Source organism: Citrobacter sp. RHBSTW-00570, assembly GCF_013739755.1.
GTDB lineage: Bacteria > Pseudomonadota > Gammaproteobacteria > Enterobacterales > Enterobacteriaceae > Citrobacter > Citrobacter braakii.
The window spans coordinates 420937-436201 of record NZ_CP056399.1 but is presented as its reverse complement, the minus strand read 5'-3'; the positions used below and the strand labels follow the sequence as shown (position 1 = coordinate 436201).

Below are 15265 nucleotides of genomic sequence, written 5' to 3'. Positions count from 1 at the left end.
GCGAAACGCTTATTTTTGAGGTAACACCATGAAAAGATTAATATCCGTTGCATTGCTTACCGCATTCCTGGCCGGCTGTGCACACGATTCTCCTTGCGTACCTGTATACGACGATCAGGGGCGCCTGGTTCATACCAATACCTGTATGAAAGGCACCACGCAGGATAACTGGGAAACAGCCGGTGCCATCGCCGGTGGCGCAGCAGCCGTTGCCGGGCTGACGCTTGGGATAGTCGCCCTGACCAAATAAATCTTCTTAAAAGCGCGGTGGGTACCGCGCTTTTTGCAATAAGAATTAAATCTTCATATAAGACAAAACGTTGGTATATAGCACTCAACGTATAATAAAATTATTATAGATTTGCCTCACATATCCACGATTTGAAATTAGCATTTTTTCAGTTCTTCGTAACAGCGCCCTTTCTTTTCATTATTCTCACGTCATCAATATTAACGTACGAAATCGTTATCACGCGTCCGGTTTGATTTTTAAATTTTTTGCGCCGAAATGTGGCTTACGTTTCAATTTTGCACCACTTCAGGGCGCTGCATTTATTTTTTCCTGTCTACACTCTGGATATTGCGTCGAATAATCGTGCGCAAAAACCTGGCACTACCTTTGCTTAAAAGAGTATGGCCATAGCCACAGACAGGTAAAAGACGTTTTCAGAACGTTTCCATAACAATAATTCCTCCACACAGGATGCTCTATGAAAAAGATGATAATAGCCAGCCTGGCAGCGGCCGGCGTGTTGCTTGCGGTTGCAAATCAGGCACATGCCGGCGCAACACTTGATGCCGTAAAGAAAAAAGGTTTTGTGCAGTGTGGGATCAGTGACGGGTTGCCTGGCTTTTCTTATGCCGATGCAAGCGGTAAGTTCTCAGGTATTGATGTCGACGTATGTCGTGGCGTTGCCTCCGCCGTATTTGGCGATGATAGCAAAGTAAAATATACCCCGCTCACCGCCAAAGAACGCTTTACCGCACTACAATCTGGTGAAGTCGACATGCTCTCTCGTAATACCACCTGGACCTCCTCTCGTGACGCAGGAATGGGAATGTCTTTCACTGGCGTAACGTATTACGACGGCATTGGTTTTCTTACCCACAATAAAGCGGGTCTCAAGAGTGCTAAAGAGCTGGATGGCGCAACGGTTTGTATCCAGGCAGGAACAGATACCGAACTGAACGTGGCTGACTACTTTAAAGCCAACAACATGAAGTACACCCCTGTCACTTTTGACCGCTCGGATGAATCAGCTAAAGCTCTGGAATCTGGACGCTGCGACACGCTGGCTTCCGACCAGTCTCAGTTGTACGCCCTGCGAATCAAGCTGAGTAACCCTGCGGAATGGATTGTCCTGCCTGAAGTTATTTCTAAAGAACCGCTGGGACCTGTTGTACGTCGTGGAGACGATGAGTGGTTCTCCATTGTTCGCTGGACGCTGTTCGCCATGCTGAATGCGGAAGAAATGGGCGTTAACTCGAAAAACGTCGATGAAAAAGCGGCTAATCCTGCAACGCCGGATATGGCACACCTGTTAGGCAAAGAAGGGGATTATGGCAAGGATCTGAAGCTTGATAACAAATGGGCTTACAACATTATCAAGCAGGTAGGTAACTACTCGGAGATCTTTGAGCGTAACGTGGGATCGGAAAGCCCACTGAAGATCAAACGTGGACAGAACAACCTCTGGAATAACGGTGGCATTCAATATGCGCCACCGGTGCGCTAATGCGTAGTGATGTAACGGGTGCCGCGACTGCGGCGCTCAGTCCAGAGTCATAGTTACCGAGGTTTTCTTATGTTCCATCGCCGCTCAATCGTAAAAGGATCGTTATCCTTTTCTAACCCTGCGGTCCGCGCCTGGTTATTTCAAATACTTGCCGTCATTGCGGTCATCTGCATTGCGGTCTATCTCATCCATAACACGATAAATAACCTGAACAATAGCGGTATTACCTCGGGATTCTCTTTTCTCGATCGCAGCGCCGGATTTGGTATTGTCCAGCATCTGATCGATTACGAGCAAGGCGATACGTATGGCCGTGTCTTTATCGTTGGCCTACTCAATACGCTATTGGTTTCTGCACTGTGTATTGTTTTCGCATCAATTATTGGTTTCTTTCTCGGACTGGCACGCCTGTCAGATAACTGGTTATTACGAAAGCTCTCGACGATCTACATCGAAACGTTCCGCAATATACCGCCGCTGCTGCAGATCTTCTTTTGGTATTTCGCCGTATTACGTAACCTGCCCGGCCCACGTCAGGCCGTTAACGCGCTGGACTTGATGTTTCTGAGTAACCGGGGGCTCTATATTCCGGCACCGCAAATGGGAGAAGGATTTTTTGCCTTTTGCGGCGCTGTAATTATCACTATCGTCGTCACTATCGGGCTATTTCGCTACAACAGAATGCACCAGACTAAAACCGGTCAGCTACGCCGGACCTGGCCCACGGCTCTGGCGCTGATCGTGCTTTTACCGATGATCTCACAGTGGCTGTTTGGCGCAGCGCTTCACTGGGATATCCCCGCCCTTCGCGGTTTTAACTTCCGTGGCGGTATGGTGCTTATTCCCGAACTGGCTGCCCTGACGCTGGCGCTTTCAGTGTATACCTCGGCGTTTATTGCAGAAATTATTCGAGCGGGAATCCAGGCCGTTCCTTATGGCCAACATGAAGCAGCACGCTCACTGGGTCTACCAAATCCGGTGACACTGCGCCAGGTGATCATCCCACAGGCGCTGCGCGTCATCATTCCCCCATTAACCAGCCAGTATCTGAATATCGTCAAAAACTCCTCTCTTGCGGCCGCTATTGGCTACCCGGATATGGTTTCACTGTTTGCCGGCACGGTACTCAATCAAACAGGGCAAGCCATTGAAACCATTGCTATCACGATGTCGGTGTACCTGATCATCAGCCTGAGCATTTCTCTGCTGATGAATATTTATAACCGCCGTATTGCACTGATTGAGCGCTAAGGAGCCATGATGACAAAAGCACTGCTGTCTCACCCCTCGCGTCAGAACAGTAACCCGGCAAGCCGCAGTCTACTCTGGGTGCGTAAAAACCTGTTCTCCAGTTGGTCAAATAGCCTGCTCACGCTGCTGTGCATTTGGCTGATTTGGTCATTTCTTCCGCCACTGCTGAACTGGGTATTCTTTCAGGCCAACTGGGTCGGTTCAACCCGCGCAGACTGCACCAAAGCAGGGGCTTGCTGGGTGTTCATTCATGAACGCTTTGGGCAATTCATGTATGGACTTTATCCCCACGATCAGCGCTGGCGCGTAAATCTGGCCCTGATCATTGGCCTGGCCTCTATCGTCCCTATGTTCTGGAAATCTATGCCTCACCGTGGCCGCTATATCGCCGTCTGGGCCGTCGTTTATCCCGTGGTGGTCTGGTGGTTGATGTACGGTGGTTTTTTCGGACTTGAGCGCGTAGAAACCCGACAGTGGGGCGGATTAACACTGACGCTTATCATTGCATCCGTGGGGATTGCGGGCGCGCTTCCGTGGGGTATTTTACTGGCGCTTGGACGTCGGTCTCATATGCCAGTCGTGCGGATTTTATCCGTCATTTTCATTGAGTTCTGGCGCGGTGTGCCGTTGATTACCGTCCTTTTTATGTCCTCGGTCATGCTTCCTCTGTTTATGTCCGAAGGGACCAGTATCGACAAACTTATCCGGGCGCTGGTCGGCGTGATTCTTTTCCAGTCGGCGTATGTCGCAGAAGTGGTTCGCGGAGGGTTACAGGCCCTACCAAAAGGTCAGTATGAAGCCGCTGAATCACTGGCGTTAGGGTACTGGAAAACGCAAGGGCTGGTCATTCTTCCGCAAGCCCTCAAGCTGGTTATTCCGGGTCTGGTTAACACGATTATCGCCCTGTTTAAGGATACCAGTCTGGTCATCATCATCGGCCTGTTTGATCTCTTCAGTAGCGTGCAGCAGGCAACTGTAGACCCTTCATGGTTGGGTATGTCGACGGAAGGATATGTTTTCGCTGCACTGATTTACTGGATCTTCTGTTTTAGCATGTCGCGTTACAGCCAACATCTGGAAAAACGTTTTAACACCGGGCGTACACCGCACTGAGGAATTTATGAGCCAATTATTAATGCCGTCTACCGACGCGATGATTACGCTGGAAAACGTCAACAAATGGTACGGACAGTTTCACGTCCTGAAAAACATCAACCTGAAGGTAAAGCAGGGAGAACGCATCGTATTATGCGGACCTTCCGGTTCGGGTAAATCGACAACTATCCGCTGTATCAACCATCTGGAAGAGCATCAGCAAGGACGTATTGTGGTGGATGGGATCGAACTCAATGAAGATATCCGCAATATTGAGCGCGTCAGACAAGAAGTTGGCATGGTTTTTCAGCACTTTAATCTCTTTCCTCATTTGACGGTCCTGCAAAACTGCACGCTGGCACCAATCTGGGTACAAAAGATGCCGAAAAAAGAGGCTGAAGCTCTGGCAATGCACTACCTTGAGCGAGTTCGCATTGCTGAACATGCGTATAAGTATCCTGGGCAAATCTCTGGTGGGCAGCAACAGCGCGTGGCCATTGCACGCTCACTGTGCATGAAACCCAAAATCATGTTATTCGATGAACCCACATCAGCGTTGGATCCTGAAATGGTAAAAGAAGTGCTTGATACCATGATAGGTCTGGCACAATCAGGCATGACCATGCTGTGTGTTACCCATGAAATGGGCTTTGCCCGTACAGTGGCCGACCGGGTGATCTTTATGGATCTTGGCGAGATTGTTGAACAGGCAGCACCGGATGAGTTTTTTGCTCACCCCAAATCTGAACGCACGCGTGCGTTTTTGTCGCAGGTTATCCATTAAAGCCATGCGCCGGATACAGCACTGGCGTTTAACAGATAAAACAAAAGGCCCAGTCGAAAGACTGGGCCTTTTGTTTTTATTTGATGTCTGGCAGTTCCCTACTCTCGCATGGGGAGACCCCACACTACCATCGGCGCTACGGCGTTTCACTTCTGAGTTCGGCATGGGGTCAGGTGGGACCACCGCGCTACAGCCGCCAGACAAATTCTTTTCTAAGTGCCAAACTTTAACCGAAAAACTGGTGCTGATACCCAGAGTCGAACTGGGGACCTCACCCTTACCAAGGGTGCGCTCTACCAACTGAGCCATATCAGCACACTAAATTTGATGCCTGGCAGTTCCCTACTCTCGCATGGGGAGACCCCACACTACCATCGGCGCTACGGCGTTTCACTTCTGAGTTCGGCATGGGGTCAGGTGGGACCACCGCGCTACAGCCGCCAGGCAAATTCTGTTTATCAACACACCTCTCAGGTCTGTCGATGTAATCTGTAATCAAGCTGAATTTCGATGTCTCTTTCGCCAAAACATCTTCGGCGTTGTAAGGTTAAGCCTCACGGTTCATTAGTATCGGTTAGCTCAACGTATCGCTACGCTTACACACCCGACCTATCAACGTCGTCGTCTTCAACGTTCCTTCAGGACCCTTAAAGGGTCAGGGAGAACTCATCTCGGGGCAAGTTTCGTGCTTAGATGCTTTCAGCACTTATCTCTTCCGCATTTAGCTACCGGGCAATGCCATTGGCATGACAACCCGAACACCAGTGATGCGTCCACTCCGGTCCTCTCGTACTAGGAGCAGCCCCCCTCAATTCTCCAGCGCCCACGGCAGATAGGGACCGAACTGTCTCACGACGTTCTAAACCCAGCTCGCGTACCACTTTAAATGGCGAACAGCCATACCCTTGGGACCTACTTCAGCCCCAGGATGTGATGAGCCGACATCGAGGTGCCAAACACCGCCGTCGATATGAACTCTTGGGCGGTATCAGCCTGTTATCCCCGGAGTACCTTTTATCCGTTGAGCGATGGCCCTTCCATTCAGAACCACCGGATCACTAAGACCTGCTTTCGCACCTGCTCGAGCCGTCACTCTCGCAGTCAAGCTAGCTTATGCCTTTGCACTAACCTCCTGATGTCCGACCAGGATTAGCTAACCTTCGTGCTCCTCCGTTACTCTTTAGGAGGAGACCGCCCCAGTCAAACTACCCACCAGACACTGTCCGCAACCCGGATTACGGGTCTACGTTAGAACACCAGCCATTAAAGGGTGGTATTTCAAGGTTGGCTCCATGCAGACTGGCGTCCACACTTCAAAGCCTCCCACCTATCCTACACATCAAGGACCAGTGTTCAGTGTCAAGCTATAGTAAAGGTTCACGGGGTCTTTCCGTCTTGCCGCGGGTACACTGCATCTTCACAGCGAGTTCAATTTCACTGAGTCTCGGGTGGAGACAGCCTGGCCATCATTACGCCATTCGTGCAGGTCGGAACTTACCCGACAAGGAATTTCGCTACCTTAGGACCGTTATAGTTACGGCCGCCGTTTACCGGGGCTTCGATCAAGAGCTTCTCCTTACGGATAACCCCATCAATTAACCTTCCGGCACCGGGCAGGCGTCACACCGTATACGTCCACTTTCGTGTTTGCACAGTGCTGTGTTTTTAATAAACAGTTGCAGCCAGCTGGTATCTTCGACTGATTTCAGCTCCATGAGTAAATCACTTCACCTACATATCAGCGTGCCTTCTCCCGAAGTTACGGCACCATTTTGCCTAGTTCCTTCACCCGAGTTCTCTCAAGCGCCTTGGTATTCTCTACCTGACCACCTGTGTCGGTTTGGGGTACGATTTTGTGTTACCTGATGCTTAGAGGCTTTTCCTGGAAGCAGGGCATTTGTTACTTCAGCACCGTAGTGCCTCGTCATCACACCTCAGCGTTAACAAGACTCCGGATTTACCTGGAATCTCCGCCTACATGCTTAAACCGGGACAACCGTCGCCCGGCTAACATAGCCTTCTCCGTCCCCCCTTCGCAGTAACACCAAGTACAGGAATATTAACCTGTTTCCCATCGACTACGCCTTTCGGCCTCGCCTTAGGGGTCGACTCACCCTGCCCCGATTAACGTTGGACAGGAACCCTTGGTCTTCCGGCGTGCGGGTTTTTCACCCGCATTATCGTTACTTATGTCAGCATTCGCACTTCTGATACCTCCAGCAACCCTCACAGGCCACCTTCAACGGCTTACAGAACGCTCCCCTACCCAACAACACATAGTGTCGCTGCCGCAGCTTCGGTGCATGGTTTAGCCCCGTTACATCTTCCGCGCAGGCCGACTCGACCAGTGAGCTATTACGCTTTCTTTAAATGATGGCTGCTTCTAAGCCAACATCCTGGCTGTCTGTGCCTTCCCACATCGTTTCCCACTTAACCATGACTTTGGGACCTTAGCTGGCGGTCTGGGTTGTTTCCCTCTTCACGACGGACGTTAGCACCCGCCGTGTGTCTCCCGTGATAACATTCTTCGGTATTCGCAGTTTGCATCGGGTTGGTAAGTCGGGATGACCCCCTAGCCGAAACAGTGCTCTACCCCCGAAGATGAATTCACGAGGCGCTACCTAAATAGCTTTCGGGGAGAACCAGCTATCTCCCGGTTTGATTGGCCTTTCACCCCCAGCCACAAGTCATCCGCTAATTTTTCAACATTAGTCGGTTCGGTCCTCCAGTTAGTGTTACCCAACCTTCAACCTGCCCATGGCTAGATCACCGGGTTTCGGGTCTATACCCTGCAACTTAACGCCCAGTTAAGACTCGGTTTCCCTTCGGCTCCCCTATTCGGTTAACCTTGCTACAGAATATAAGTCGCTGACCCATTATACAAAAGGTACGCAGTCACCCCATAAAGAGGCTCCCACTGCTTGTACGTACACGGTTTCAGGTTCTTTTTCACTCCCCTCGCCGGGGTTCTTTTCGCCTTTCCCTCACGGTACTGGTTCACTATCGGTCAGTCAGGAGTATTTAGCCTTGGAGGATGGTCCCCCCATATTCAGACAGGATACCACGTGTCCCGCCCTACTCTTCGAGTTCACAACACATGCACTTTTGTGTACGGGGCTATCACCCTGTATCGCCGGACTTTCCAGACCGTTCCACTACCACACATGCTGATTCAGACTCTGGGCTGCTCCCCGTTCGCTCGCCGCTACTGGGGGAATCTCGGTTGATTTCTTTTCCTCGGGGTACTTAGATGTTTCAGTTCCCCCGGTTCGCTTCATTACGCTATGTATTCACGTAATGATAGTGTGACGAATCACACTGGGTTTCCCCATTCGGAAATCGCCGGTTATAACGGTTCATATCACCTTACCGACGCTTATCGCAGATTAGCACGTCCTTCATCGCCTCTGACTGCCAGGGCATCCACCGTGTACGCTTAGTCGCTTAACCTCACAACCCGAAGATGTTTCGTAAAACACTTCAGTGTTGCGAAAATTTGAGAGACTCGGACACACCGCTTTTCATTTCTTGTTTACGGAGAAATGAAACAGTGTGTCGTTTCAATTTTCAGCTTGATCCAGATTTTTAAAGAGCAAAACTTCGCAGTGAACCTTTTCAGGTACACTCTGAAGTTTTCTTGTGTTTTTGCAGTAAGGGATGGTGGAGCTATGCGGGATCGAACCGCAGACCTCCTGCGTGCAAGGCAGGCGCTCTCCCAGCTGAGCTATAACCCCATCGTAAATGCTAATCTCTGTACCCTAATTCGTTTCCGGGCAAGGCGCGGTGGTGCGAAGCATACTGAAGTATGCGAGCATCGCCGTAACACAGCACGGAGGCGAATTTGGTAGGCCTGAGTGGACTTGAACCACCGACCTCACCCTTATCAGGGGTGCGCTCTAACCACCTGAGCTACAAGCCTGCAGAGATTTTCTTACTGCTAATTTTCATCAGACAATCTGTGTGAGCACTACAAAGAACGTTTCTTTAAGGTAAGGAGGTGATCCAACCGCAGGTTCCCCTACGGTTACCTTGTTACGACTTCACCCCAGTCATGAATCACAAAGTGGTAAGCGCCCTCCCGAAGGTTAAGCTACCTACTTCTTTTGCAACCCACTCCCATGGTGTGACGGGCGGTGTGTACAAGGCCCGGGAACGTATTCACCGTGGCATTCTGATCCACGATTACTAGCGATTCCGACTTCATGGAGTCGAGTTGCAGACTCCAATCCGGACTACGACATACTTTATGAGGTCCGCTTGCTCTCGCGAGGTCGCTTCTCTTTGTATATGCCATTGTAGCACGTGTGTAGCCCTACTCGTAAGGGCCATGATGACTTGACGTCATCCCCACCTTCCTCCAGTTTATCACTGGCAGTCTCCTTTGAGTTCCCGACCGAATCGCTGGCAACAAAGGATAAGGGTTGCGCTCGTTGCGGGACTTAACCCAACATTTCACAACACGAGCTGACGACAGCCATGCAGCACCTGTCTCACGGTTCCCGAAGGCACCAAGGCATCTCTGCCAAGTTCCGTGGATGTCAAGAGTAGGTAAGGTTCTTCGCGTTGCATCGAATTAAACCACATGCTCCACCGCTTGTGCGGGCCCCCGTCAATTCATTTGAGTTTTAACCTTGCGGCCGTACTCCCCAGGCGGTCGACTTAACGCGTTAGCTCCGGAAGCCACGCCTCAAGGGCACAACCTCCAAGTCGACATCGTTTACGGCGTGGACTACCAGGGTATCTAATCCTGTTTGCTCCCCACGCTTTCGCACCTGAGCGTCAGTCTTTGTCCAGGGGGCCGCCTTCGCCACCGGTATTCCTCCAGATCTCTACGCATTTCACCGCTACACCTGGAATTCTACCCCCCTCTACAAGACTCTAGCCTGCCAGTTTCGGATGCAGTTCCCAGGTTGAGCCCGGGGATTTCACATCCGACTTGACAGACCGCCTGCGTGCGCTTTACGCCCAGTAATTCCGATTAACGCTTGCACCCTCCGTATTACCGCGGCTGCTGGCACGGAGTTAGCCGGTGCTTCTTCTGCGAGTAACGTCAATTGCTGCGGTTATTAACCACAACACCTTCCTCCTCGCTGAAAGTACTTTACAACCCGAAGGCCTTCTTCATACACGCGGCATGGCTGCATCAGGCTTGCGCCCATTGTGCAATATTCCCCACTGCTGCCTCCCGTAGGAGTCTGGACCGTGTCTCAGTTCCAGTGTGGCTGGTCATCCTCTCAGACCAGCTAGGGATCGTCGCCTAGGTGAGCCGTTACCCCACCTACTAGCTAATCCCATCTGGGCACATCCGATGGCAAGAGGCCCGAAGGTCCCCCTCTTTGGTCTTGCGACATTATGCGGTATTAGCTACCGTTTCCAGTAGTTATCCCCCTCCATCGGGCAGTTTCCCAGACATTACTCACCCGTCCGCCACTCGTCACCCAAGGAGCAAGCTCCTCTGTGCTACCGTTCGACTTGCATGTGTTAGGCCTGCCGCCAGCGTTCAATCTGAGCCATGATCAAACTCTTCAATTTAAGTTTGATGCTCGTGAATTAAACTTCGTAATGAATTACGTGTTCACTCAGAGACTTGGTATTCATTTTTCGTCTTGCGACGTTAAGAATCCGTATCTTCGAGTGCCCACACAGATTGTCTGATAAATTGTTAAAGAGCAGTTGCGACGCGCTTTAGCGCTCTGTCGCGAGGTGGCGTATATTACGCTTTCCTCTTTCAGAGTCAACCCTCATTTTCAGGTTTTTCTCTTCAACCGAACCGGCTGTTTGCGTGAAGTGATTCACATCCGCCGTGTCGATGGAGGCGCATTATAGGGATCCCATTTTTTAGCACAAGTATTTTTTGGATCTTTTTTGCTGAGTGCTTGTTTTTCACCCCTTTCGCTATATTCCTGCACAATTTGGCTGATTTTTGATAGCTAAATCACTTGCACAGTCTCGATAATCCAACCAAAGTCTTCATTACTGCTCTATTTTTGTTGAGGTAAACATGTCTGATGTATTACGTCCTTATAAGGATCTTTTCCCACAGATCGGAAAACGCGTGATGATCGACACCAGTAGCGTCGTCATTGGTGATACTCGTTTGGCTGATGACGTCGGGATTTGGCCGTTGGTTGCGATTCGTGGCGACGTCAACTATGTACAAATCGGCGCCCGTACAAACATTCAGGACGGCAGCGTTCTCCATGTCACACATAAATCCACATCTAATCCGCAAGGTAATCCATTGATCGTGGGTGAGGATGTGACGGTCGGTCATAAAGTCATGCTACACGGCTGCATCGTTGGCAACCGCGTATTGGTCGGTATGGGATCAATTTTACTGGACGGCGTAGTGGTAGAAGACGACGTTATGATTGGGGCAGGAAGCCTGGTGCCGCAAAACAAACGCCTGGAGAGTGGATATCTGTACCTGGGTAGCCCGGTTAAACAGATCCGGCCATTAAGTGACGAAGAGAAAGCAGGCTTAAAATACTCTGCTAACAACTACGTTAAATGGAAAGATGAGTATTTAAATCAGAGTAACCAAACCCAACCCTGAGAGTCTTCCTGCTGGTCCTGGATCAATGCTTCGGCCTCTTCTTCCAGGTCCCAGCGATGCTGTTGAAAGATTTCCAGCCATTGTTCAGGCGTGCAGCCGCCAAAGCGGGACGCCAACGTCTCCCCTGATATAGCGCATGTTAACTGCATACCATGGACCAACGCAGGGAAAACAACGGCGCTAATATCCGTCCGCCATTCTTCTCGATCGGGAAACTGGATCGCCTGATTCATACCGACATTTCCTGTTGCATGCTTTTGATGACGGGCTCAATCTGTGGCAATACACCATGCCAGAGTAAAACGGCGTGCGCTGCTTGTCCCACCAGCATCCCCAGACCATCGGCATACTGTTTCGCCCCATGTTCAGCACACCAGGAAAGGAACGGTGTATTCCCTTGCTGATAAAACATGTCATAGCAATAGACAGATGAGTGAATAAGCGATGTCGGAATGGCAGGTACCTCACCGCTAATTCCGCTGGATGTCGCATTAATAATTAAATCAAAACTGTAATTATCAAGCTCGTCCATTCCCACCGCCTGCACGCTGCCGGTATGGGAGAAGATTTGCGCCAGTTCTTCTGCGCGCGAAGCAGTACGGTTAACGATGGTTACCGCACAATCCAGAGAAAGAAGAGGTAATAAAACCCCACGGGATGCGCCACCGGCGCCAATCAACAGAACTCGCGATCCGGGACGAATGAAAGATAAACGTTCAAGATCGCTTAATAAGCCGATACCATCCGTGTTATCTCCCAGTAAACGCCCATCCTCGAGTCGTTTAAGAGTGTTGACCGCTCCAGCAAGCGATGCTCGCTCCGTTAATTCATCGGCACGCGCAAACGCCTCTTCCTTAAAAGGCACTGTGACATTTGCCCCCTTCCCGCCCTCAGCAAAAAAGGCATTCAGCGCATTCACAAAATCATTGATAGGTGCCAGTACACGTCCATAGGAATGATCAATTTTCAACTGCTCTGCAAATTGCTGATGAATAAAGGGCGATTTACTGTGCGCTATCGGATTACCAAAAACAGCATAGGCTTCTTTCATATTACCCCTGTCGAAACTGTTCACCGGTCAGAGCATCACGGATCTCCGAAGGATTCAAACGCCCTCCGGTCTCCCCTTCAACTACGGGAAAGTCTGTACCAAACTGCGCGCGGACTTCCTCTACCGTTCTGCAAGGCGGTAAGCCACTCAAATTAGCACTGGTGGAGACTAACGGTTTGCCATAAGCCTGGCACAATGCAACCACCAGCGGATGATCGGTGACTCGCACGGCCAGCGAGTCAAAACGACCTGTCAGCCAACGGGGCGTAGTCGCAGGCGCAGGGAAAACGAAGGTGACAGGACCAGGCCAGCGAGCGAACACAGCCTCACGTTGAGCATCAGTAAGGCTGCTATCGTCAATATAGGGCTTAAGCTGGTCAAAATTAGCCGCAATCAAAATTAAGCCTTTATCGACTGGGCGTTGTTTTAGCTCCAACAGACGGGTAACAGCCGTTTCGCTGTCGGGATCGCAGCCGACACCAAATACAGCTTCTGTTGGATAGGCGATGACTTTTTCTTGTTTCAGAACCGCTATCGCAGCAGCAATAGGGCCTGTGGGCAGGTTATTATTCACTTTTTTATTCCGCCGAGAACGGCTTTCCACATTGTTTACTGGCACAGAAATGCTTCACACCCTGCGCGGTTTTCTTTTCGATGAGTAGCGGATAATGGCACTCAGGACACTCTCCGGCTAACGGTTTGAAGTTAATGACAAACTGGCACTCCGGATAGCGATCGCAGGAGTAAAACGTTTTGCCATAACGGGAACGCCGCTGGACCAGGTGGCCAGTCTGGCATTGAGGACAGACTATTGCTGTTTCATCTGGCTTGTCGATAAGTTCGGTGTGTTCACACGTTGGATAATCGCTGCATCCAATAAACATCCCGAATCTTCCCTGTCTCAGCACCAGCTCGGCGCCACATGCAGGACAAAGCTTACCCTCCAGAACTTTGACAATATGTCCGTCCGCGGAAGATTTCAACGGACGGATGTAATCGCATTCTGGATAGTGTGAACAACCGAGAAACGGACCGTGTTTCCCGGAACGAATAACCAGTTCAGCCCCGCATTGTGGGCAGGGCTCGTTTTTACGCACCGTAAACAGTGCTGATTTAGCCATAACAACTCATACTGAATGAAGATTGATTAATGCAGCATACCTTCATTCACTTCAAAGAGTAATTCTTCCATTTGCTGATAGGCATTTTCACAACCTGGAATATTGAAAAGCACCATCAGGATCACCCACTTCAGGTCTTCCAGATCGAACTCTGCCGTATCCAGCGCGAGTACGCGCTCAATGACCATTTCTCGTGTTTCGAGGTTTAGCACCTGAATCTGTTCCAGGAATAGCAGGAACCCTCTACAGCTTGCATCCAGTCGATCGCACTCTTCTGCGGTATAAATACGTATAGAAAGAGGATCGGATGCCAGTTGCATAGGTTCGGCAAGACCATCCTGATAATCAGCAAGCTTTTCCAGCCAAAGTAACGCGTTGTAGATGTCTTCACGATCAAAACCAGCGTCGGTAAGATCCCGTTCCAGTTTGTCCTGATCCACACGCAGCTCAGCTTCGTTATGGATATATGTCTCAAACAAATACATTAGTACGTCGAACATGGCATGCCCTCCTCAATCGGACATAGCCGCCGGGTACAGCTGCGATCCATCCTGCTAACTCCAGTTCGAGCAGTTGAGCCACTACCTCTGGCACAGGTTGGCCGGCACGTTCAGCGACGACGTCAACAGGTGTTACCTCATCTCCTACGTTAGCCAGGAGCTCCGGAAATGGCAATGCCACCTCTTCGTGATCTGGCGAATAAATTGATTTTTCAGGTTCATCTGGCAACCATTGCAACCCATATTGCAAATTTTCCAGAATTTCTTCTGGGGCCGTCACAAGCGTGGCTCCCTGCTGAATAAGCCAATGTGGACCTTCACTTCCCGGACTCCCAATCGGTCCAGGCAACGCAAAAACCTCCCGCCCTTGTTCCAGTGCACAACGCGCAGTGACCAGTGACCCGCTACGCTGAGCAGCTTCTACAACCAGAACTCCTTTACTTAGACCACTAATAATGCGATTTCGTCGGGGAAAATTGCGCGGCAAAGGAAGCGTATCTAATGGGAACTCAGACACCAGTGCGCCTCCAGCCTCAATCAGTCGTTTAGCCAGACTGACATGCTGTCGTGGATGAATGGTCTCAAGCCCATTTCCCAGCACAGCAATACTCGTGCCTTCTCGGTTTATCGCAGCATTATGCGCCACACCATCAATCCCCCGGGCCAGGCCGCTGGTGATCGTCACGCCGCATGCTGCAAGCTTTTCACAAAACAGCCGCCCCCAGCGTTCGCCATACCAGGAGTGCTGTCGGCTACCGACGACGGCAACCTGAAACGAGCTAAGGCATATGGGATTTCCTGCCACAAAAAGCACCCCAGGATAATCCTCAATTGCACGGAGCTGTGCCGGATAATGCTCGCTGTCGGCAACCACAAAATGGTGATTGGGCTGTTCAAGCCAGCGCAGCGTTTTTTCCAGCGTCTGATCTGGAAAGGTTAAAAAGCGCCGAGCCTGGCGGGGGGAGAGCCCAGCATGATGAAGTACCACGTTGTTAATACATGGCTGAGTATTGAGCCAGTGGGCAACGCGCACCATCTCATCACCATACAGTTCATTCACTTGTGCTAAACGTAGCCAAATTTCGATTTTGGTCATCCCTGTTCCCCTGCCACAAGCAGTCCTGACAATCTTTGCGATTGGTCACTGATGCTGTCAATCAGAGGGGGTTTT

12 protein-coding genes, 3 tRNA genes and 4 rRNA genes are annotated in these 15265 nt (G+C 50.6%); 6 read left to right on the top strand and 13 right to left on the bottom strand.

The window, feature by feature from the left end; genetic code table 11:
• Positions 1-28 precede the first annotated feature (28 nt).
• The 5 genes from HV237_RS02135 (at position 29) to HV237_RS02115 (ending at position 4866) form a co-directional block, all read left to right on the top strand.
• Positions 29-250, top strand: coding sequence for a lipoprotein (locus HV237_RS02135; protein WP_003025292.1), 222 nt, complete (start codon positions 29-31; stop codon positions 248-250).
• Positions 251-710: 460 nt separating this feature from the next.
• Positions 711-1736: an amino acid ABC transporter substrate-binding protein gene (locus tag HV237_RS02130; protein WP_003025295.1), complete on the top strand. Its 1026-nt coding sequence runs from the start codon at positions 711-713 to the stop codon at positions 1734-1736.
• Between the two features lie 69 nt (positions 1737-1805).
• Complete coding sequence (locus HV237_RS02125; RefSeq protein WP_047359097.1) at positions 1806-2987, top strand: amino acid ABC transporter permease; 1182 nt, start codon at positions 1806-1808, stop codon at positions 2985-2987.
• Positions 2988-2996: 9 nt separating this feature from the next.
• Positions 2997-4100 carry an amino acid ABC transporter permease gene (locus HV237_RS02120; protein ID WP_047359098.1) on the top strand — a complete coding sequence of 368 codons (1104 nt, stop codon included), beginning with the start codon at positions 2997-2999 and terminating at the stop codon, positions 4098-4100.
• A 7-nt stretch (positions 4101-4107) separates the two neighbouring features.
• Entirely contained in the window at positions 4108-4866 is a 759-nt protein-coding gene (locus HV237_RS02115) for an amino acid ABC transporter ATP-binding protein (protein WP_047359099.1), read from the top strand.
• Between the two features lie 85 nt (positions 4867-4951).
• On the opposite strand, the gene rrf (HV237_RS02110) is transcribed toward HV237_RS02115, so the two are convergent.
• The 7 genes from rrf (HV237_RS02110) to HV237_RS02080 all read right to left on the bottom strand — a co-directional run bounded on the left by rrf (HV237_RS02110) (position 4952) and on the right by HV237_RS02080 (position 10398).
• A 5S ribosomal RNA gene (gene rrf, locus HV237_RS02110) occupies positions 4952-5067 on the bottom strand.
• Positions 5068-5105: 38 nt separating this feature from the next.
• Positions 5106-5181 (bottom strand) — tRNA-Thr (locus tag HV237_RS02105).
• 14 nt (positions 5182-5195) lie between these two features.
• Positions 5196-5311 (bottom strand): 5S ribosomal RNA (gene rrf, locus HV237_RS02100).
• Between the two features lie 98 nt (positions 5312-5409).
• Positions 5410-8316, bottom strand: a 23S ribosomal RNA gene (locus HV237_RS02095).
• A 208-nt stretch (positions 8317-8524) separates the two neighbouring features.
• Positions 8525-8600, bottom strand: a tRNA-Ala gene (locus HV237_RS02090).
• 108 nt (positions 8601-8708) lie between these two features.
• Positions 8709-8785 (bottom strand) — tRNA-Ile (locus tag HV237_RS02085).
• A 71-nt stretch (positions 8786-8856) separates the two neighbouring features.
• Positions 8857-10398: ribosomal RNA gene (locus HV237_RS02080) — 16S ribosomal RNA — on the bottom strand.
• The 16S, 23S and 5S rRNA genes sit together here with 3 tRNA genes alongside, the layout of an rRNA operon.
• 469 nt (positions 10399-10867) lie before the next feature.
• Between HV237_RS02080 and HV237_RS02075 the strand changes: the two genes are divergently transcribed.
• Positions 10868-11422: a gamma carbonic anhydrase family protein gene (locus tag HV237_RS02075; protein WP_016154733.1), complete on the top strand. Its 555-nt coding sequence runs from the start codon at positions 10868-10870 to the stop codon at positions 11420-11422.
• Here the strand turns inward: HV237_RS02075 and HV237_RS02070 are convergent.
• The 6 genes from HV237_RS02070 to dprA are packed head-to-tail and all read right to left on the bottom strand — an operon-like array spanning position 11398 to position 15190.
• Positions 11398-11655 carry a DUF1488 domain-containing protein gene (locus tag HV237_RS02070; protein WP_047358921.1) on the bottom strand — a complete coding sequence of 86 codons (258 nt, stop codon included), beginning with the start codon at positions 11653-11655 and terminating at the stop codon, positions 11398-11400. The two genes, HV237_RS02075 and HV237_RS02070, sit on opposite strands and share 25 nt — an antisense overlap.
• Positions 11652-12473, bottom strand: coding sequence for a shikimate dehydrogenase (gene aroE, locus HV237_RS02065; RefSeq protein ID WP_047358920.1), 822 nt, complete (start codon positions 12471-12473; stop codon positions 11652-11654). The genes HV237_RS02070 and aroE overlap by 4 nt, the downstream gene beginning before the upstream one ends.
• A 1-nt stretch (position 12474) precedes the next feature.
• On the bottom strand, positions 12475-13047 hold the full coding sequence (gene tsaC / locus HV237_RS02060) for an L-threonylcarbamoyladenylate synthase type 1 TsaC (protein ID WP_047358919.1): 573 nt from the start codon (positions 13045-13047) through the stop codon (positions 12475-12477).
• A gap of 4 nt (positions 13048-13051) precedes the next feature.
• A complete protein-coding gene (locus HV237_RS02055) occupies positions 13052-13594 on the bottom strand; it encodes a type I DNA topoisomerase (RefSeq protein WP_016154737.1) in 543 nt (180 codons plus the stop codon).
• A 26-nt stretch (positions 13595-13620) separates the two neighbouring features.
• The gene (smg, locus tag HV237_RS02050; protein ID WP_003031162.1) at positions 13621-14094 is read right to left on the bottom strand and encodes a DUF494 family protein Smg; all 474 of its coding nucleotides are present in this window, start codon (positions 14092-14094) and stop codon (positions 13621-13623) included.
• On the bottom strand, positions 14066-15190 hold the full coding sequence (dprA, locus tag HV237_RS02045; protein ID WP_047358918.1) for a DNA-protecting protein DprA: 1125 nt from the start codon (positions 15188-15190) through the stop codon (positions 14066-14068). Before dprA ends, smg begins: the two co-directional genes overlap by 29 nt.
• Positions 15191-15265 lie beyond the last annotated feature (75 nt).